The organism is Nonomuraea sp. 3-1Str (assembly GCF_031570565.1).
GTDB lineage: Bacteria > Actinomycetota > Actinomycetes > Streptosporangiales > Streptosporangiaceae > Nonomuraea.
Genome location: NZ_JALHBK010000039.1, coordinates 39,467 through 58,813 on the forward strand (window position 1 = coordinate 39,467; position 19,347 = coordinate 58,813).

A 19,347-nucleotide genomic window follows, 5' to 3' on the forward strand; every position below is an offset into this window, starting at 1 on the left:
TCTCCTCGCCCAAGCGGCTCGGAGACACCCGCCGCTTGCTCTCAGGACCAGACTAGTGCCAAGCGTCAGGCAGGCTTGAGTGAGCTGAGAACCTGGGCGGCCACATTGGTCCCGAGATTGTCGGGGACGGACAGGTAGAAGAGGGCCGGGCGCTCCCCCTCACCGCGGTCCATCAGCACGATGGCGCCGTTCTCCTTGTTCCACTTGTAGCCCTTCTGCTTCGAGATCTTGCTGAAGTCGAGCTGGAACTGCAGCAGCCAGGCGTCCTTGCCCCCGACCTTGATCGCCTTGTCCTGAAGGATCTTGGTCGTGTGCTGGAGCTGGTAGTACTTGCCGAAGTCGACGTACACCGCCTTGGCCGTCAGGCCGAGGCTCTGCTTGCCCTCGTAGGGGAAGAGGTCGTTCAGGCGGCCCGTGTAGATGTTGCCGATCCAGTCGCTCTCGTCCTGGTACTTCTCCTGGGCGACCTTCTGCACGCCGCTCGACCAGCTCTGCTGCGTGGGATCGGTGCTGGTGACCTCGGAGACGTCCGGCACCGTCCAGCCCTCGGGCACGGAGTACGAGAGGCCGGCCAGCGGGTCGGTGACGCGGCCGTCCTGCGGCTGCGGCAGCTCGGCGGGCTGCGAGCTGGGCGGCGGCCCGGTCGGCGACTCCGACGGCGGATCGGACGGCGCCTCGGTCTCGGTCGGCCCGGAGGTCGGGGACGAGGCGGCCGACGAGCCCTCCCGGTTCACCAGGAAGATGCCCGCGACCACGATGAGCGCCACCACGACCAGCGCCGCCAGGCCGCCGAACACCCACGGCATGGGGTTGCGCTGCTTCGGCGGCGGGCCGAAGCCCGGGCCGGGGAGCGGCGCGCCGCCCCACTGCGCCTGACCGCCCGGCTGCTGCCCGTAGGGGCCGCCCTCGTGCCCGTACGTGGGCAGCACCCGGGTGGGCTGGGGCGAGCCGTAGGGAGGCTGCGCGGGGCCGCCGGGCTGTCCGGGGCCGCCCGGGTGTCCGGGGCCGCCCGGCTGTCCGGGACCGGGCTGGTCGCCCTGCGCGTACGGTTGCGGGGCGAAGGCCGGCTGGCCGTACTGGAGCGTCGGGTTCGCCGGGGTGGCCGACCAGTCGTGGCCGGGCTGCGACCCCGAGGGCGGCTGCTGCTGTGGCGCCGCCCCGGGCTCCTGAGGATGCGTCGCGTCGGTCCACTGGGCGCCGTCCCACCAACGGAGTTGGGGCGATCCGTAGGGGTCCGGGTACCAGCCCGCGGGGGTCTGCGTGGTCATGCTGGCCAGATTAGTAAGAACCGCATTGATATGCATTGTCGGCGGCGGTGTCGCCGACCGCACCTCAGCACTTGTACGTGAAGCTCGCCTTGTCGGTGCGCACGGGGCCCGGCGACAGGACGCGCAGCGTGGCCGTCGCCTTGACCGTGCTCCTGCCCTTGAGCGCCCACCTCAGCGGCACCTGGTAGGAGGTCTGGTCGGCGGTGGTGCGCAGGGTCCGCCTGACCACCTCCTTGTCGAGATTCTTGCGCCACTCGTACTGGATCTCGCCCGTGCCGCCGTTGGTCACGATGGTGCCGGTGATCACCGCGGCGCTGTCGCAGCCCTGCGGCTTCCTGGGGCCGGCGACGTCCACCGACGCGACCGCCAGCTCGGGTCCGCCGCCGCCCAGCTTGAGCCAGGCCAGGATCGCGCCCGCCATGACGACCGCGAACAGCGCCGCGGCGAGGACCGTGCGGCGGCGCCGCGCCCGTGAGGCCCGGACGGCGCGGCCGCCCCGGACGGTCTGCTCCTCCTTGCCCTCGCGCCACATCCGCTCCGCGGTGGTCTCCGCCCTGTCCTGCCGCGTCTCCACGCCGGGACCGAACCGCATCGCCGCCGAGCTCTCGGCGGGCCCGCCGTAGGGGGCCGGGGAGCGGCCGGGCACACGCAGGAGCGTGACGATGTCGCCCTCGTCCACCGGCTCCGGCGGGTACGGCAGCGCCCGCACGGGCGGCTGGGCGAACGCCGAGCGTCCGCGGGCCGCCTGGGCCAGCCCGTCACGGCTGACCGTGCCGCCCGGCAGCGCGCCCCGCCCGGACAGCACCGTGTCGCGCGCGGCGGCCAGGCCGTGGGTGGTGGCCGTGGCGGCCGCCCGCTCGAACAGCTCGACGGCTCCGGGCGCCTCCCGCACCGAGGCGGCCAGCCCACGGGCCAGCGCCGCCCACGACTCGGCGTCGCGCGCCGGCGGCGACGCCTGGCCCCGGATGGCGTCGCTCAGCCCACGCTCCGACAGCAGGGCCCCGCCGTCGGCCGCGATGACCACGGTCCCCGGGTGCAGCGAGCCGTGCGCCACCCCCGCGGCGTGCAGCGCGAGCAGCGTCTGGGCCGTCTCCGCGAGCACCGACGCGACGCCGCCCGCGTCCACGGCATCGGCGTTCAGCAGGTCGGACAGCGTGGGGCTGACCGCCTGCGCGGTGAGCAGCCACACCTGCTCCCCGGCGGCCACCACGTCCGCCACCGGGATCAGGCCGCCGAGCCCGCCCAGCACCAGCCGCTGGTCGGTCAGGACGGCCGCCACGACCCGGTCGCGCACGCCGGGCAGCCCGACCACCCTCGGGTCGAACAGCAGCGCCCCGGCCCGTCGGCCGTCCGGCGAGATCGCGTCGATCCAGTTGCCCACCTCGGTGATCCAGGTGTGCTCGGTCAGCCGGAATCCGGCGAAGCCGTCCCTGGCGTTCTCCATCGCGCCGCCCCCCGGCGCTGTCAGCGCCTGCTCCGGTGCCGCCCCGCCACGCGGCGTCTGACCGCAAGTGTGAACGGAACCGCCCCCGACGTCACCAGCCCGGTCGCGAGCAGCACGCCCGCCGCGCTGCCCTCCTCGTCGGCCGGAGCCACGCGCGGGACATCGCCGCCGCCCCCGGTCGGCTCCCCGTCGCTCCTGGTGGGCCCGCCGAGGGTGGGGTCGCCCTCGCCGCCTCCGTCGCCGCCTCGGGTCGAGGACGGCTGGGTCGTCTGCGAAGGCTGGGTCGTCTGGGTGGGCTCGCTCGTCTGGGTGGGCGGGGTACGGGTCGGCGTGGTGAACGTCGGCTGCGGGCTCGTGGCCGGGGGCGACGAAGGCCGCGGCGCGGTCGTGGCGCCGTCCTGGTCGTCGAGCGTGCCGAGGACCCGCGGCTCGTCCGACGCGGTGGGCGTCGGCGTCCTGGTCGCCCGCGTCGCCCGTGTCCTCGTCGGGGTGGGCGTCGTCCGGGGCGTGCGGCGGGCGCGGGGCGTGGGCGTCGCGGTCCTCGTCGCCACGGGCGCGGCGGTCGCGGTCGGCCCGGTCGTCGGCGTCTGCTCGGCGGAGGGCGCCGGGGCGTCCGACGGCTCCCCGGTGGGCTCCTCCGTCGGCTCCTCCGAGGGGTCGTCCGACGGGTCGCCGATGCCGGGCTCGCCCGCCGCGGGGGAGTCCGCGGTGGGCGTCACCGGGGTGATCTGCGCCCGCAGGGTCGTGTTCCCGTCGAACACGTTGACGGCAACCAGCGCCACGCCGACCACCACGGCGACGCAGGCCGTACCGATGAGGATCTTCGACGACAGCCTGGCCAGCAGCTTCGACGGCTCGGGGAAGCGCGTCTCGGCGAGCGAGGTCTGCGCCTCCGCCGGCACCTCGGGGGGCGTCGGGAACAGCGCGAGCAGCAGCGCGGCCAGGCTCGACAGGCGCCGGCGTCCGCGCTCCTCCCAGCCGGCTCCGTACGCCTCGGCGGCGACGGCCTCCAGCTCGGTCAGGAACGCCTCGGCGGACGGCGGCCGCTCGGAGGCGTCCTTGGCCAGGCCCCGCCGGACCAGCCCCTGCAGCGGGGCGGGAACCTCGTCGACCGGCGGCTGCGCGCTCTGGTGCTGCCGGGCGAGCGCCGCCATGGTGGACCCGCGGAACGGGCGGGTGCCGGTCAGGCACTCGAAGAACACGACCGTGGCGGCGTACACGTCGGTGGAGGGCGCGGCCGGCGCGCCCGACCACTGCTCGGGCGCCATGTAGGGCGGGGTGCCGGCGGCGCTCGCCTGCTCGCCGGCCCGCGCCGCGATGCCGAAGTCGACGAGCTTGCTCGCGCCGTCGGCCTGGACCATGACGTTCTCGGGCTTGAAGTCGCGGTGGACCACGCCGATGGCGTGCGCGGCGGCCAGGCCCTTGAGCGAGCCCTTCAGCACGGCCAGCGCGGCCTCGGCCCCGGTCGGGCCCTCGGAGCGGAGCAGCTGGCGCAGCGAGACGCCGTTCACCAGCTCCATCACGATGGCCGCGCCGGCGCCGGCCTCGACGTAGTCGATCAGGCGGGCGTTGTACGGGCCGCGCAGTGTGCCGAGGAGGCGCGCCTCGTGCCGGAAGCGGGCGACGAAGCCCACGTCGGCCCGGAGCTCGTCGGAAAGGTACTTGATGGCGACCTCGGCGCCGTCGTGGTCACGCCGCGCCAGCACCACCCGGCCGGCGGACCCGCTGCCCAGCTCCCGGACGGCGCGGTAACCGGGGACCTCCCATAGCCCACCACCGTGCATAACTGTCTCCTCTGCACATTTATGGGCCCCCACCCTGAACAAACGCACCGTAGCTTAACCAGCGGCAAGCGTTTTCTGGGCCCGGTTATCCCGATAAGCCGGAAATTGCAACCTCGCCACCCCCGCCACGCGCCCATTTCCGGCCCGGTCCCGGGTGTCTCGCGTGGCTGGGACCGGGGTGCCGGCACGGATGGCGGGGGGGCTCGGGGAGGCCGTTCCCCGGTCAGCCGGGCTCGCCGGGTGCCGGCTGGTCGGTCGTGGGCTCGTCCGGGCGGGGTGATGGGGTCACGGGCGGGCCGGAGCCGGGCGGGTCGGTGGACGGGTCGGGGTCATGGGACGGTTCCTCCTCGGGCGGGCACTCCGGCGTGGAGCCGCTCGCCTCGTCGCCGCCCCCGGCCGCGCCCGGCCGCGTCGCCGCCCGTACGGCCCAGCGCGCCCCGCACGGCAGCTCGCCGAACGCGTGGCTCAGCGTACGGGTGTACGACGTGTCACCCGACAGCGTGAGCTGCTCGGTGTGCTGCCTGCCCGCGGCCGAGAACGTGACGGCCAGCCGCACCGGGCGGTCGTTCACCGTCGAGACCGTGACCACCGCGACGGCCGCGCCCCGGCCGTTGACCGTGGCCCGGGCGATGGACACCCGCCGGACCCCTGGCGGGCACGTCACCCGGGTGCGAGCGCTCGCCTGCTCACTGCCGGCCGTGACCGTCACGGACAACGTCGCCCCGCACGGCCTGGTCCTGAAGCCCTGGCCGAACGTGCGGCTGTAGGAGATGCGGCCGCCCAGCGTGGCGGTCGCGGTGCCGACGGTGTCCCCGTTGACCGCGAACCTCGCCTGCACCGGCACCTCCCCGGTGCCGCTCGTCGTCACCCGGACGCGCGTCGCGGCGCCGGTGCCCGGTGAGGGCGACATGTCCAGCGACACCCTCAGACCCGTCACGGTCGTGGGGCACGGCGGGACGCTCAGCGTGGTGGTCCTGGCCCCTCCGGGAGCGGCGGGCGTGGTGGCGACGGTCAGCGTGACGGTCCTGCCGCAGGGACGCTCGGCCAGCGTGTGGCTGAGCGCGCGGGTGTAGGTGGTGCGGCCGCTGAGCCGCAGCCGCTCGGTGTGGACGGTTTCGCCCGCCACGGCCCAGGTGGCGCTCGCGCCGATGGGCGCGAGGCCGGTGGCGCGGATCGTGACCGTGGCCGCGGCGACGGCGTCCTCGTTCACCGTGAGGCCGCCGAGGGCGAGCGCCGCCACCGAGGTCGCAGGCACCGGCGTGGGGGCCGGCGTGCTCGGAGGAAGCGTCGTCGGGGGAAGCGTGCTGGGGGGAAGCGTGGTCGGCGGGGATGTCGTGAGTCGCCGGGTGGTGGGCGGCTGGGTGGTCGGCGGCGTGACCGTCACCCGCGGCGTGGGCCGCCGCGTGGTACGCGCGGGCAGAGGCGTGGGCGTCCGGCCGCGCGTGGCCGTGGGTGTGGGCGCCCGGCCGCGTGTGGCCGTGGGTGTGGGACCGTCGCTGGTCGGCGGGACGATCACGGCCGGCCCGGTGCTCTCCGGCGGGAACACGGCCGGCTCCGGGGTCGCGCTCTCCGTGGCGCCCACCGGTGTGGCGGGCGGCGACACCAGCTCGGCGGGCCCGGCGGAGTCGCTCGGCGCGGCGGCCGCCACGTCGATGGGCCTGGGCAGCAGCCGGTCCCGGCTCGCCAGCACGAACACGGCGGCGACGGCCACCACGACGGCCAGGCCGGCGCCCATGGCCAGCCGGACCGCGTTGTGCCGGGCGGCCCGCGCCACCGTGCGCCCCAGCTCGTGCCCGCCGCGGAAGACCGTCCGGGCCAGCGACGTGCTCGCCTGCGCGGGCGGGGTCTCGGGCACGGGCAGCAGCAGGGCGAGCAGCGCGACGAGCCCGGCCAGCCGCCGCCTGCCCCGCTCCTCCCAGTCGTCGCCGTACGCGGCCCGCGCCGTCTCCTCCAGCTCCGCCACGAACGCCTCGGCGCCGCGCGGCCGGTCGGCCGGGTCCTTGGCCAGGCCGCGCATGAGCAGCTCGCGCACCGGCTCGGGCGCGTCCTGGACGGGGATCGGGGCGTACACGTGCTGGTAGCCGAGCACGCTCGGCTCGGTCGAGCGGTAGGGCCGGTGACCGGTCAGGCACTCGAAGAAGACGGCCGTCGCCGCGTACACGTCGGTCGCGGGCGAGGCGGGGGCGCCGGCCCACAGCTCCGGAGCCATGTACGGGGGCGTCCCCTCGGGACGCGCGGTCGCGCCCTCCCGCACGGCGATGCCGAAGTCGACGAGCTTGCTCACCCCGTCGTCGCGGACGATGACGTTCTCCGGCTTGTAGTCCTTGTGGACCAGGCGCAGCCGGTGCGCCCGCGCGAGGCCGAGCAGCGACCCCTTCAGCACGGTCAGCGCCGCCTCCGGCCCCGTCGTGCCGTTCTCGCGCAGCAGCGCCCGCAGCGACACGCCGTTGACCAGCTCCATCACGATGGCGGCGCCGTCATGGTCCTGGACGTACTCCCACATCGTGGCGATGTGCGGGTCGCGCAGCGTGACCAGCAGGCGCGCCTCCGACTGGAAGCGGGCGAGCGCCTCGGGGTCGCGCCGTAACTCCTCGGAGAGGTACTTGACGGCGACCCTGACGCCCGTCTCGTCGTGCACGGCCAGCACGACTCTGCCGCTGCCGCCCGACCCGAGCTGCTTGACTTCCGTATAACCGGGAGCGCTCCACTCCATTTTGCCTCTCCCATCAGGAGCCGGCCCACCTGATGAGACGCGTGATCTAGCGAACTGGTTTGCCAGGTGGCTCTGGATTCATGGAACTACCGACGGCCGCCGATGTGAACAGGCACATCCATACCTTCTCGGAGCAGCGGGTCCGGCACGGGCGCGCCCCACGACGTGACCAGGGGCAGCACGCCGGCCCAGACCGGCAGGCCATGGTCCTCGTCCTCGTCGACCGGGCCGCCGCGCCGGATCTTGACCGACGCCTCGTCCAGCGGCAGCGCGAGCACGGCCGTCGCGGCCAGCTCCTTGCGGTTCGGGCGGCGGGCGTAGTCCCACTGGCCGGGGGCGAGCCGCTCGGTCAGCACGCGCAGCCCGGTGAGCCGCTCGTCGTCGTCCGTGACCAGGCGGGCGGTGCCGTAGATGACGGCCGAGCGGTAGTTGACGGAGTGGTGGAACACCGACCGGGCCAGCACGATCCCGTCCAGATGGGTCACCGTGACGCACACCTCGGCCCCCTCGGCGGCGCGCAGGGAGCGGGCGCCGGTGGAGCCGTGCAGGTAGAGGGTGTCGCCGTCGCGCCCGTAGCCGGTCGGCACCACCATCGGGTGACCGTCGGCCACGACGCCGAGGTGACAGATGAGGCCGGCGTCCAGCACCTCGTACAGGTCGTTCCGGTCGGCGCTGCCGCGCTCCTTCGAGCGGCCGAGCGTGGTGCGGGGCGTGGTGGAGAGCATGGGCACGACGCTAACCCGCGAGTGGACCTATCCTGTAGGGCCACTATTCCCGCCTTCCTGGAGACCACTTCCGTGCGCAGCCTGCTCGACCTGCCCGTCTCTCTGGAGCGGCACTCGCCCGTGCCGCTCTCGTCGCAGCTCGCCGGGTGGCTGCGCCGGGCCATGCTGGCGGGCACGCTCGCGGCCGGGGAGCGGCTGCCGTCCTCGCGCGGGCTGGCCGCGCAGCTCGCGGTGAGCCGCACGGTCGTCACGGAGGCGTACCAGCAGCTGTACGCGGAGGGCTGGCTGGAGGGCAGGCACGGGTCCGGCACCTTCGTGGCCGCCCTGGAGGAGGCCGCCGACCGGACCGGCCTCCCGCCCTCGGCTCCGGCCCCCGCCCGTACGCCCGTCCCCGCGGCGAGTCCCCGTACGTCCGAGGGGATCGACCTGAGGCCCGGCAGGCCGTGGGTACGCGACTACGACGACGCCGCCTGGAAGCGCGCCTGGCGCAGGGCCGCCGACCTTCCGCCCGGCGACTCGCCCGACCCGTACGGCCTGCCGCGCCTGCGCGAGCTGCTGGCTGGGCACCTGAGACGGGCCAGGGCCGTGGCCGTCGGGCCGGAGAACATCCTCGTCACCCGCGGCACCGGCAACGGCCTCGACCTGTGCGCGCTCGCCCTGCTCGGCGCCGGTACCCGCGCGGGCGTGGAGGACCCCGGCTACCACGTGGCGCGCACCGTGTTCGCCGCGCGGGGCGCCGAGGTCGTGCCCTGCCCGGTGGACGAGGACGGCGTGGTCGTGGACGGCCTGCCCGGCGACCTCCGCCTCCTGTACACCACGCCCGCCCACCAGTACCCCCTGGGCGGCCGGCTGCCGATCCCGCGCCGCGAGCGGCTGCTGGCCTGGGCGCGGCGCAGCGGCGCGATGATCGTGGAGGACGACTACGACGCCGAGTTCCGCTACGACGTGGGCCCCCTGCCCGCCCTGTACGGACTGGACCCGTCGCGCGTGGTGCTGCTCGGCACGCTGTCGAAGACGCTGGCGCCGGACGTCGGCGTGGGCTGGCTGGTGGGCCCGCCGGAGCTGGTGGACCGGATCGCCGCTCTCCGCCTGGCGGTGGCCGACCGCACCAGCGGCCCGGTGCAGCAGGCCGTCGCCACCCTGCTCGAACGCGGCGACCTCGACCGCCACCTGCGCCGCATGCGCCTGGAGTACGCCCGCCGCCGCGCCGCCGTGGTCGAGATCCTGGGCCCGGTCTGCCGGCTGCGCGGGGACACGGCGGGGCTGCACGTGCTGGCCGAGCTGCCCCACGACGCCATCGGGCGCGTGGTGGAGCGCGCCGCCGAGCGGGGTGTCCTGCTGGACGTGCCCGAACGGCACTGGCACACGCCGGGCGCGCCGCTCGGGCTGGTGATCGGGTACGGCTCGGCTTCCCTGCCGGACGTGCGCCGCGCCTGCCACGTCCTGGCCGAGCTCATCCGTACGAGCTGATCGGGGGCCGGACAGGCGGGGTCAGGGTCAGACGGGCGGCGGCGGGGCCGGGGCGAGGTGGCGCACGACCGGCAGCGCCCGGGTCGCGTGGACCGGGTCCACCGGCAGCACGTGCCGGGCCCACCAGCGGGCCACCTCGGGGTACGGCGACGGCTCGGTGAAGCCGGGCGCGTAGTCGTCGTAGGGCGGGTCGTACAGGTAGCCCACCGCCACCCCGTGCCGTTCGAGCGCGGCGATGGCCGCGTCGCGGTCGCGCACCAGCAGCGGCACCCGGAACAGCGGCTGGTCGAGGTGGTCGCGCACGCCCTCGGCGACCGTGGGCAGCTCGGCCAGCATCCGCACCCCGGAGATCCGCCGCTCCCGCTCGGCGGCCACCCCGGCCAGGCGGGCCTCCTGGTAGCGCCGGGCGATCCGTCCCTTGCGCACCCGGTAGTCGTGCAGGTCGGCACGCACCCACGGGTCGAACGGCGCCAGCTCGGGCACGTGCTTCATGGTGCGGGCCAGCTCGTCGCCGCGCAGCTCGATGCGGTAGCCGAGGCGCTCCTCCTGCAGTCCCAGCAGGCGGGCGAGCCGGAGGGCCGGGCGGACGAGGTCGAGGCGGAGGGCGGCGCGCCGGGCCGCGGAGGTGGTCACGGCGAGCAGCTCCGCCCGCCAGGAGCCCGGCTCCAGGACGAGGTCGCGGGCCTGTTCGAGGGCGCGTAAGTCGTCCTCGCCCGCCACGACCAGCACGCCGCCGGACCCGGCGCCGCAGTGCTTGGACAGGCTGTAGACGCCGGCCTGGCCGAAGGTGCCGAGCGGGCGCCCGTCGACGGACGTCTCCAGCGCGTGGGCGAGGTCCTCGATGAGGATCTTCCCGGCGAAGGCGCCGACCCGGTCCGGCAGGCCGTACATGTTGGTGGTGAGGACCGCGTCGACGGTGGACAGGTCGACGCGGCCGGTGTCGATGTTGCCGTCGCGCGGCGACAGCGGCGCCATGACCGGCCGCAGGCCGGCGGCGATCACCAGGAACAGGATCTCGTCGGCGGAGACCGGCGACATGAGCAGCCGCTGGCCGGGCACGCACCAGTGGCGCAGCGCGAGGTAGAGGCCGAGGCGGTTGGAGGGAAGCAGGAGGCAGTGGCGTCCGGTCCGCTCCGCGAGCAGCCTCACGGCTGGATGGCCGTGCGCAGCCGGCCGAAGGTCTTGAGGACCCGGTCGGCCGTGCGGTGCAGGACGGGGTTGGCGAGGACCGTGGCGCGGGTCTTGCGCGCGGGCACGCGCATCAGCCAGTGGACGCCGGCCGCGGGCCCGATCGTGGCGACGCGGCCCTCGGCGACCCGGAACTCGCCGTTCTTCAGCTTGTCCTTGTACTCCTTCTGGCCGCGCCCCATGTCGATGACCTCGACGCCGGACGCCGCCGCCTGCTCGGCCATGGCCAGGTGGTGGATGAGGCCGGGGGAGTACTTGGCGTAGGCGGTGTCGTAGGCGGGGAACCAGCCGACGAGCGTCGTGCGGGTGCGCAGGCCGAAGTGCCCGGCGATCGGCACGCCGCCGGCGTAGACCATGTCGAGCACCCCCGCGAACTGGTCGGTGCGGGTGGCGTGCAGCCGCTCGACCAGCTCGACGATCCACCGGTGCGCGAACCGGTCGGTGCGGCCGGTGCGGCGGTACTGCTCGGCCTTCCAGCCGATCAGGGTGTGCAGCGGCTCGACGTCGGTGATCGCGTAGTCGTGGCGGACCTCTCCGGCCTCGCGTTCGAGCTTGCGCTCCTTGGCGAGGGTGGACTTGTACGTCTTGCCGGAGTGCTCCCGCAGGAACGCGATGTACTTCTCATGGCCGTCGCGCAGGTCGATGATGGGCGACGGGTGGCTCTCGTGCCGGGCGGCCAGCATGGGCTGGTCCGCGACCAGGTGGTCGAACTCGTAGACGGAGAGCCCGCACAGCCGGAGCAGCCGGTGCGGGTCGATCTCGACGTCCTTGGCGTGCACCAGGCCCTGCGCGTCGGTCAGCCCCGCGGCGACCGGTTTGCCGATGCCGAGCGGATGTCGCTCGAACGGGAAGAACCCCACGATGTCGGCGCCGTCGTAGATGACCGCGACGCGCACCACGTCGCGCGACTCGCCGACGGCGATCGTGAACTCCGGCGACAGGAAGGGGTTGTCGAACCCCGCGTGCGCCTCCTGGAGCGCTCGCCACCGGCTCAGCTCCGGTGCGCCCAGGTCACGGGGGTGGGCAAGTGAGACGCGCATGGGCTCCTACTGGCGATATGCCGTGTGCTGTCGAGCGTGGAGGGTACACCGTGCAAGGGACAGGTTAACCGTTGCTACCAGTAGTCATTGACGCAGGTCCGGAACGTTACACAACTCTAAGCTGGCATTCGGTACCGAGTGGCGTTCTAATGTGTGTCCATGACGGTCCCCGGAATCGACCTGCCCCGCCTGAGCGCGTGGATGGCGGACCACGTGCCTGACACGGGTGAGCCGCTTTCAGTGTCGCTGATCTCGGGGGGCAGGTCCAACCTGACCTACCTCGTCGAGGGCCGCGACCGGCGCGTGGTGCTGCGCCGCCCGCCGCTGGGCCACGTGCTGCCGACGGCGCACGACATGCGGCGGGAGTGGCGGGTGATCTCGGCCCTCGCCCCGACGCCCGTCCCCGTGCCCGAGCCGGTCGCGTTCTGCGCCGACGAGGACGTCATCGGCGCGCCGTTCTACCTGATGGGGCACGTCGAGGGCGCGGCCGTGCGCACCAAGGAGGAGCTGGGCGAGCCCGAGCCGGAGCACGCGCGGCGGCTGTCGGAGCGGCTGGCCGAGGTGCTGGCCGCCATCCACGCCGTCGACTACGGCGAGGTGGGCCTCGACGGCTTCGGCCGTCCCGACGGCTACCTGGCCAGGCAGCTCGACCGCTGGTGCCAGCAGTGGGAGCGCTCGAAGACCGCCGAGCTGCCCGAGTACGACCGGCTGGTGACCCGGCTGCGCGACCGGCTGCCGTCCGCGTCGGCGGGCACGCTCGTCCACGGCGACTACCGGCTCGACAACACGCTCGTCCGGCTCGCGCCCGAGCCCGAGATCACGGCCGTGGTCGACTGGGAGATGTCCACGCTCGGCGACCCGCTGGCCGACCTCGGGCTGACGCTGACCTACTGGCAGGACCCGGGTGACGAGGAGCGCGCCTCGATCCCGGTGGCCGGTGACGTGACGCTGGCGCCCGGCTTCCTGAGCGCGGCGGAGTTCGCGGCGCACTACGCCAAGGCGTCCGGCCGGGACATCCCGGACCTCGGCTTCTACGTCGCCTTCGGCAACTTCAAGCTGGCGGTCATCGTGGAGGGTATCCACGCCCGGTTCCGCCAGGGTAAGACCGTGGGGGAGGGGTTCGAGGAGATCGGCTCCGCGGTGCCCGTCCTCATCGCCCGCGCCCACCGCATGCTGGAGCCGTCATGAGCACTGTCGCGTTGATCACCGGAGCGGCGAGCGGCATCGGAGCCGCGGTCGCGCGGCGGCTGTCCGCCGGCGGGGCCAGGTGCGTCCTCGTCGACCTCGACGGGGAGGGCGCCGAGCGGCTCGCCAAGGAGACCGGCGGGGTCGCGCTCGCCGCCGACGTCAGCACCGAGCAGGCGAGCCTCGACGCCGTCGCGCTCGCCGAGCAGCGGTACGGCAGGCTGGACGTCGTCCACCTCAACGCGGGCATCGCCACCGGGATCGACCTCGGGGCGTTCGACGCGGCGCGCTACCGCACGGCGCTCGGCGTCAACGTGGACGGCGTCGTCTTCGGCGTCGTGGCCGCCCTGCCGCTGCTCAGGCGCTCGGGGGGTGGCGCGGTCGTGGTGACCTCCTCGCTCGCGGGGCTCGTCGGCTACGACGGCGACCCGATCTACACGATGACCAAGCACGCCGTGATCGGCCTCGTCCGGGCGCTCGCGACGCCCCTCGCCGCCGACGGCGTCCGCATCAGCGCCGTGTGCCCCGGCTTCACCGACACCCCTCTGGTGGCCGAGGAGCGGGAGACCTTCCTGAACGCCGGCTTCCCGCTGCTCACCGCCGAGGACGTGGCCGCCGCGGTCGAGAGCGCCTGCTACGCCGATCCCGGCACGTTGCTCGTCGTGCAGCCCGGACGGCAACCGGTGCCGTACCGTTATGCGGGCGTCCCTGGTCCGGCGGGCGGCGAGCGGCCGCCCGCGCTCTGAGCCGACGGCAAGTAGCCTGCAAGTGGCATAGATACGGTTATAGGCACGGATGCTGTGGCATCCGGTCACCGTGCACGCGTGAGGGTGGAGGTTCCCGTGATTCCCAGCGATGGTCGGCATGCCCGCAGGCGGTCGCCGTGGCCACTCGCCGTGGGAGCGGGCATCGTGGCGGTCCTGCTCGTCGCAGGGATCATGGTGTACGCGGGGACGCGCGGCTCGCGGGACGGGTACAAGGGCGGCGAGGTGGCCGAGGCCGGCCCGTCGCAGCCCCCGCCCAGCCTGGAGCCCCCGCCGAAGCTGGACAACTGGCCGCGCTGGGGCGTCACCCACACCCAGTACAGCGCCGACACCGCGCCCCGCCCCGTGACCGAGCAGGCCAGGGGCATCCTGGGCCGGGTCCCGCTCCTGCAGAACCAGCACATCATGGGCTGGGGCGTCGGCAACCCCGAGCCGAGCCCCGGCCAGTACGCCCTCGCCCAGCTCGACCGGCGGATGAAGTTCATCTCCTCCTCGCGCGGGACGCCGGTCATCACGCTGTGCTGCGCGCCCGACTGGATGAAGGGCGGCCAGGCCGGCCGCACCGACTGGAGCAAGAACCACACGGTCGCGCCCGAGCGTGAGCACTTCGACGACTACGCGAAGCTCGCCGCGAAGGTCGCCCGCCAGTACCCGACCGTCAAGCACTACATGGTCTGGAACGAGTTCAAGGGCTTCTGGGACCCCACGACCAACCGGTGGGACGCCGAGGGCTACACCGAGATGTACAACAAGGTCTACGACGCTCTCAAGCGCGTCGACGGCGACATCCAGGTGGGCGGCCCCTACGTGCCGATCGAGACCAGCGCCAACCCCGGCCCCTCCGAGCTGAGCGGGCCGTGGGGCACGGTCGACCAGCGCGCCCTCGACGCGGTCGAGTACTGGATCCAGCACAAGAAGGGCGCCGACTTCATCGTCGTCGACGGCGCGTCCATGACCAACGAGAAGGGCAACATCCCCGACGACTTCGCCGCGCAGGCCAAGTTCAGCGCGATCACCTCGTGGCTGCGCAAGAAGAGCAACGACATGCCCGTCTGGTGGGCCGAGTGGTACAACGAGCCGCAGAACTCCGGCTGGAGCGAGGCCAAGCGCACCGCCCTGCAGGCCGCCACCATGATGGAGTTCGCGCGCGGCGGCGTCACGACGGCCCTCTACTGGAACCCGCAGCAGAAGAGCGGCGCCCGCGAGTGCCACGGCTGCGTGTGGGACGCCGACGGCCGGGAGATGCCCATGGCCGGGCTGCTCAGCGGCTTCGCCCGCTGGTTCCCCGCCGGGGTGGCGCTGGAGCAGGTCCAGTCGTCCGACGCGCGGGTCAAGGTCCTGGGGCAGGCCCAGCAGGTCGTCATGGTCAACAGCGCCGCCACCGACGTCACCGCCACCGTGGACGGCAAGCAGGTGACGCTCAAGCCGTACGAGATCAGGTGGAGCGGCCGCGGTCAGGGCTGAGCGGGGCTCTGCACGGCCGGGGCGGCCCCGGTGGTCCTTCCCGGTCGGCTCCAGTACGTCAGGTAGCGCAGCAGCCACTCCACCGGGCCGTACCTGTGCCCGCGCAGCCACCACCGGCTGTAGACGACCTGCGCCGCGAAGATGACCAGCGCGATCAGCACCTCCACCGGCGGGCTGACCCGGTCCACCAGCGCCAGGCCGTACCCGGTGAAGATGAGGCCGCAGATCAGCGACTGGGCGAGGTAGTTGCTCAGCGCCATGCGGCCGGGCGCCGCCAGCGCGCTCGCCAGGCGCGGCACGTGCGGCAGCACGCGCAGGAACGTGGCGGCGTAGGCGGCGGCCAGCAGCGGCGCGGTGACCAGGTCCAGCGCCTCGCCGAGGAACTTGTGCACCGAGCCGTTCCAGGCCGACATCGTGTAGACGGCGGCGCCGGCGAGGCCGACCGTGAAGCCGGCCCACTGCAGCCGCCGCAGCGCCTTCGTGTGCGCGGACGGGTCGCGCAGCAGCCCCAGCTTGCCGACCGCCAGGCCGATCAGCGCGGCGGCGAGCACGGCCGGCCCCTGGAAGAGCAGCCGCAGCACGACGATCAGCGACAGCTTGCGCACGTGCTCGGAGACGATGTCGGCGGCGGAGCCGGCCAACGACTGGTCCGACTTGATGGCCTCGGCGACGCCGTGGGACACCGTGCCCGCCGTGTCGAGACCCAGCGCCGCCAGCCCGGCCAGGAACACGAAGCCCAGCGCGAGCAGGCTGGTCAGCACCACCGCCAGCATGACCGCGTTCTTCGGCGACAGCTTGCGCAGCAGCAGCAGCGCGAGCCCCACCCCGGCGTACGTGGTGAGGATGTCGCCCGGGAACAGCAGCACGGCGTGCACGAGCCCGATCACGAAGAGCCCCGCCACCCGCCGCAGGAACATCGGCGTGAACGGCATGCGCCGGCGCACCGCCGAGTCCAGTTGCAGCGTGAAGCTGTAGCCGAACAGGAAGGAGAACAGCAGATAGAACTTGTTCTCCAGGAGGAGTGTCACGCTCCAGCGCACGCCCCAGTCGAGCGAGGAGTGGAACGCGGGCTCCGCCATCCCGGCCATCCGGTAGCCGGAGGCCAGGAAGGCGATGTTGACCAGGAGGATGCCGAGCAGCGAGAAGCCGCGCAAGGCGTCGACCGAGGTGATCCGTGACGCCCGCGCGTCCCGCATGGTGCCGTCTGCCCGTTGTGCCGTCATCACGGATCATCATCCCGCATAACCTGAGAGGTTCCTGTGAGTTCAGTTATTTAGCGCGATGTAGATGAAGCGCTCGGCTATGACGCCCACCGCGATGACGAAGGCCGGGACCGCGACGAACAGCAGCCGCTTGCGCGCTCTGGGCGCCCGCGTGGGCCCGTGCAGCCGGATCACCTCGTAGGCGAACAGCGTCAGCCACGTCACGGCCAGCGCCGCGAGGCCGACGGGCGTCCACGGCGACGTGGGGTCGCCCCGGCCCTTGTACGGCTGGGGATCGGGGATCTCCGTGCCCCGGACGAACTTCTTCAGCGTGTAGAGCGCGGCGTCCTCGTTGGAGTACACCTTCTTCAGCTCCGGCGAGGCATCGAGCGCCGCCTGGAACTTCTCCCGCCAGCCCTCGGGGAACCCTTCGTTGAGCTGGAGGTAGCTCACCTGGCCGCGGGTCACCGCCAGGAACGTGTTGCGCGGGCTCGCCTTGAGCTTCTTCAGCGCGCCGGTGATGTTGGCCGGGTCCTTGTAGACCAGCACCTGGCCGGAGAAGTTGACCAGCTCCACGTCCTTCTCGCCCCACGGCATGGTGGGCGTGACCTCCGGGCCCTCCTTCGGCACCAGGTACACCACGCGGGCGCTCGGCTTGTCGTGCTCGTACACGTAGTGCATGGCCGCGACCTCGCCGCCGGTCACCCGCTCGAACTTCTCGTTGCCGTAGCGGGCGACGAGGAAGGCCATCGCGAACAGCACGGCGAAGAACGCCGCGAGCAGCACCGACAGCTTCCGGGTCAGCTCGGGGTTGAAGCGGACGTTCCGCCTGCGGATCGGCACGGTCTCCTCGCGCACGTCCGCGCTGTCCGAGGGCAGGTTCGGGAAGAACGCGTACGCGGCCAGCAGGCAGGCGCCGGGCATCGCGAACAGGTAGATGCGCAGCCCGATCTCGCCGCCGTAACTCTGGAGTCCCAGCGCCAGCACGGGCACGCACAGCAGGATCAGCGAGGCGCGGTCGAACACGCCGCGGCGCAGCCGGCGCAGCAGGCCGACGGCGGCCAGCGACAGGATCACGACCAGGATGCCGAGCCGGGCCTTCAGCACCATCGCGTGCGCGGGGTCGCTGCCCGCGATGCGGTCGCCGGTGTTGCGCTGGAGATTGTCGAAGATCCTGCCCAGGCCACCGAAGATCGCGTCGATCTGGCCGGCCCAGAAGCCCACGGTCTCGTAACTGATCCAGGCCAGGACGACCAGGCCGAGGAAGAACGGCAGCGACCAGGTCAGCGACGTCCGCTTGAAGATGAGGAACGCGGTGATGACGCCGAGCATCATGAACGGCGTGATCTGGTGCGAAGCCGTCGAAGCGAAGAACAGCGCCAGCAGCAGCGTCAGCATGAGCAGCTTGTCGGCGCGGTAGGTGCCGGTGTTGGCGATCTCGCCCGGCGTCATGGCGTCGAGGCGGCCGAGCCACTTGCGCAGCCCCTTCTCAGGGACCGGCTTCGTGCGCGGCTCCACCCGCCCGAACCAGCGCAACAGGATCGCCACGAACGCCAGATACAGGGCGAACGTGAAGCCCTGTGGCGAGAAGTAGTCCTGGCCGATCCACTGCACGAGGACGAACAGCAGCGCCGCGAACCAGCGCGCCCGCGTGGTCGCCACCACCTGCCGCAGGATGAGCACGAACGGCAGCAGGTAGAGCAGGTTGGACAGCAGCGGCGTCCACATCAGGATCGGCGTCATGTCCGTGATCCCGGCCGCCTTGGTCACGAACGCGAACAGCGCGAAGAAGCCCGGCCAGCCCATGCGGGCGTCGATGCTGATCGCCGTCTCACCGGTGCGGCCGATGAAGTCGACGAAGCCCGCGTGGATGTAGGCCGTGGGGAAGCGCGGCTCGGTGGCCACCAGGGCGCCCGCGCCGTGCAGCGCGAACGTGATCGTGGCGATCTGGAACAGCAGCAGGAACTTGCGGTCGGTCGACTGGGCGACCGTGACGAAGAACGCCACCAGCATGATGAGGATGGCGGCGAACGCGCTGGCGGGCAGGGCCGCGATCAGGCCGAGACCGTTGATGTTGGCGGGGTCCACGCCGCGCAGCGGGCCGGGGGGCACACGCAGGGCGAGCACGTACAGGATGAGGCCCTCGACGGTGAGCAGGGCGGGCAGCCCCTTGGGCGCGCTGCTCATCAGCGCGCTCAGCCGCGCCCCGACCCCGCCGGCCGCCGTTGCCCCGCCGGTCGCCGCGCGCTGCGGGGCCGGCTGCGGCCGCGCCTCGTCCCGCTCCGGCGTACTCGGCGCACTCGGCGCGGTCGGTGTACTCGGCGTACTGGGTGTACTTGGTGCGCTCGTAGCGGCCGGCGCTTCGGGCGTGGCCGGCGCGGTGGGGGCCGCGGACGCTGCGGGGGCGGACGGCGCGCCCTGCCGGGGCGCCGCTCGGAACGGCGTGGTCGGCGGTGCGACCGGCGGCTCAGCCTGTCGGTCCTCGGCGGCGCCGTCCTGGGCCGCGCGGACCCCGGCGGGACGGTCCTCAGCGGTGCCGTCCTGGGCGGTGCCGTCCTCGGCGGGACGGTCCTCAGTGATGCGGTCCCCGGCGGTGGGCTTCGCGGGGGAGGGCTTCGCGGGCGAGGACGCGACGGCACGGGAGGCGGCCGTGACGTCGGGGACCGTGGGCGGGCCGCCCACGCGGAAGGCCGCGGGCAGCCGGATCGCCGTGGTCGTGTCCGCGTCGGCCTCGTCTTCGTCCTCTTCCCAGTCCGCGTCCGCGTCCCCGTCGTCAGCGTCCCGAGCGCCCTCAGCGTCCTGAGCGCCATGGGTGTCCCCGGCGCGCGCGGCGGAGTCCGTGTCCGTGCCGGGAGCCGCGTCCGCGGCCTCGTCCGTCTCGGCCTCGTCCGTCTTGGTCTCGGACCCCGCGTCCGACGCGTCCCCCGACGCATCCCCTGAGGCGTCCCCCGACGCGCCCGCTGAGGCGGCGCTGTCGGGGGAGCCCAGGTCGAGCACGATCCGCGGGATGACACCCGTGGCGTCCGGATCGAAGGGCGCGCCCGGCTCCTCCTCCGTCTCGCCGTTGAGCTCGGAGGAGCCTGTGAACCCGGTTGTCATT

General features: G+C 73.5%; 13 protein-coding genes. 4 read left to right on the plus strand and 9 right to left on the minus strand.

What is annotated here, in order from left to right:
- Positions 1-65: 65 nt before the first annotated feature.
- The 5 genes from MTP10_RS38465 to MTP10_RS38485 form a co-directional block, all read right to left on the minus strand.
- Complete coding sequence (locus MTP10_RS38465; RefSeq protein WP_310716414.1) at positions 66-1,268, minus strand: APA family fibronectin-binding glycoprotein; 1,203 nt, start codon at positions 1,266-1,268, stop codon at positions 66-68.
- A 64-nt stretch (positions 1,269-1,332) separates the two neighbouring features.
- Positions 1,333-2,712, minus strand: coding sequence for a hypothetical protein (locus tag MTP10_RS38470; RefSeq protein ID WP_310716416.1), 1,380 nt, complete (start codon positions 2,710-2,712; stop codon positions 1,333-1,335).
- Positions 2,713-2,732: 20 nt separating this feature from the next.
- A complete protein-coding gene (locus MTP10_RS38475; RefSeq protein ID WP_310716418.1) occupies positions 2,733-4,496 on the minus strand; it encodes a serine/threonine-protein kinase in 1,764 nt (587 codons plus the stop codon).
- A gap of 223 nt (positions 4,497-4,719) precedes the next feature.
- On the minus strand, positions 4,720-7,209 hold the full coding sequence (locus MTP10_RS38480) for a protein kinase domain-containing protein (RefSeq protein WP_310716420.1): 2,490 nt from the start codon (positions 7,207-7,209) through the stop codon (positions 4,720-4,722).
- Positions 7,210-7,295: 86 nt separating this feature from the next.
- Positions 7,296-7,934, minus strand: coding sequence for a pyridoxamine 5'-phosphate oxidase family protein (locus MTP10_RS38485; protein WP_310716421.1), 639 nt, complete (start codon positions 7,932-7,934; stop codon positions 7,296-7,298).
- 72 nt (positions 7,935-8,006) lie between these two features.
- Between MTP10_RS38485 and MTP10_RS38490 the strand changes: the two genes are divergently transcribed.
- Positions 8,007-9,404 (plus strand): PLP-dependent aminotransferase family protein, encoded by a 1,398-nt coding sequence (locus MTP10_RS38490; RefSeq protein ID WP_310716423.1) that lies wholly within the window; start codon positions 8,007-8,009, stop codon positions 9,402-9,404.
- Between the two features lie 27 nt (positions 9,405-9,431).
- On the opposite strand, the gene MTP10_RS38495 is transcribed toward MTP10_RS38490, so the two are convergent.
- Entirely contained in the window at positions 9,432-10,553 is a 1,122-nt protein-coding gene (locus MTP10_RS38495) for a DegT/DnrJ/EryC1/StrS family aminotransferase (RefSeq protein ID WP_310716424.1), read from the minus strand.
- Complete coding sequence (locus MTP10_RS38500) at positions 10,550-11,632, minus strand: GNAT family N-acetyltransferase (protein ID WP_310716426.1); 1,083 nt, start codon at positions 11,630-11,632, stop codon at positions 10,550-10,552. The genes MTP10_RS38495 and MTP10_RS38500 overlap by 4 nt, the downstream gene beginning before the upstream one ends.
- Before the next feature lie 159 nt (positions 11,633-11,791).
- Here MTP10_RS38500 and MTP10_RS38505 point away from each other — a divergent pair, with 159 nt between their 5' ends.
- The 3 genes from MTP10_RS38505 to MTP10_RS38515 all read left to right on the plus strand — a co-directional run bounded on the left by MTP10_RS38505 (position 11,792) and on the right by MTP10_RS38515 (position 15,045).
- Positions 11,792-12,820: a phosphotransferase family protein gene (locus tag MTP10_RS38505; RefSeq protein WP_310716428.1), complete on the plus strand. Its 1,029-nt coding sequence runs from the start codon at positions 11,792-11,794 to the stop codon at positions 12,818-12,820.
- A complete protein-coding gene (locus MTP10_RS38510; protein ID WP_310716429.1) occupies positions 12,817-13,563 on the plus strand; it encodes an SDR family oxidoreductase in 747 nt (248 codons plus the stop codon). The genes MTP10_RS38505 and MTP10_RS38510 overlap by 4 nt, the downstream gene beginning before the upstream one ends.
- 165 nt (positions 13,564-13,728) lie before the next feature.
- The gene (locus MTP10_RS38515) at positions 13,729-15,045 is read left to right on the plus strand and encodes a xylan 1,4-beta-xylosidase (RefSeq protein ID WP_310716431.1); all 1,317 of its coding nucleotides are present in this window, start codon (positions 13,729-13,731) and stop codon (positions 15,043-15,045) included.
- Here the strand turns inward: MTP10_RS38515 and MTP10_RS38520 are convergent.
- Both MTP10_RS38520 and MTP10_RS38525 read right to left on the minus strand, forming a co-directional pair.
- Positions 15,036-16,268 carry a DUF418 domain-containing protein gene (locus tag MTP10_RS38520; RefSeq protein ID WP_310716433.1) on the minus strand — a complete coding sequence of 411 codons (1,233 nt, stop codon included), beginning with the start codon at positions 16,266-16,268 and terminating at the stop codon, positions 15,036-15,038. The two genes, MTP10_RS38515 and MTP10_RS38520, sit on opposite strands and share 10 nt — an antisense overlap.
- A gap of 42 nt (positions 16,269-16,310) precedes the next feature.
- Positions 16,311-19,346 (minus strand): hypothetical protein, encoded by a 3,036-nt coding sequence (locus MTP10_RS38525; protein ID WP_310716435.1) that lies wholly within the window; start codon positions 19,344-19,346, stop codon positions 16,311-16,313.
- Between the last annotated feature and the right edge of the window lies 1 nt (position 19,347).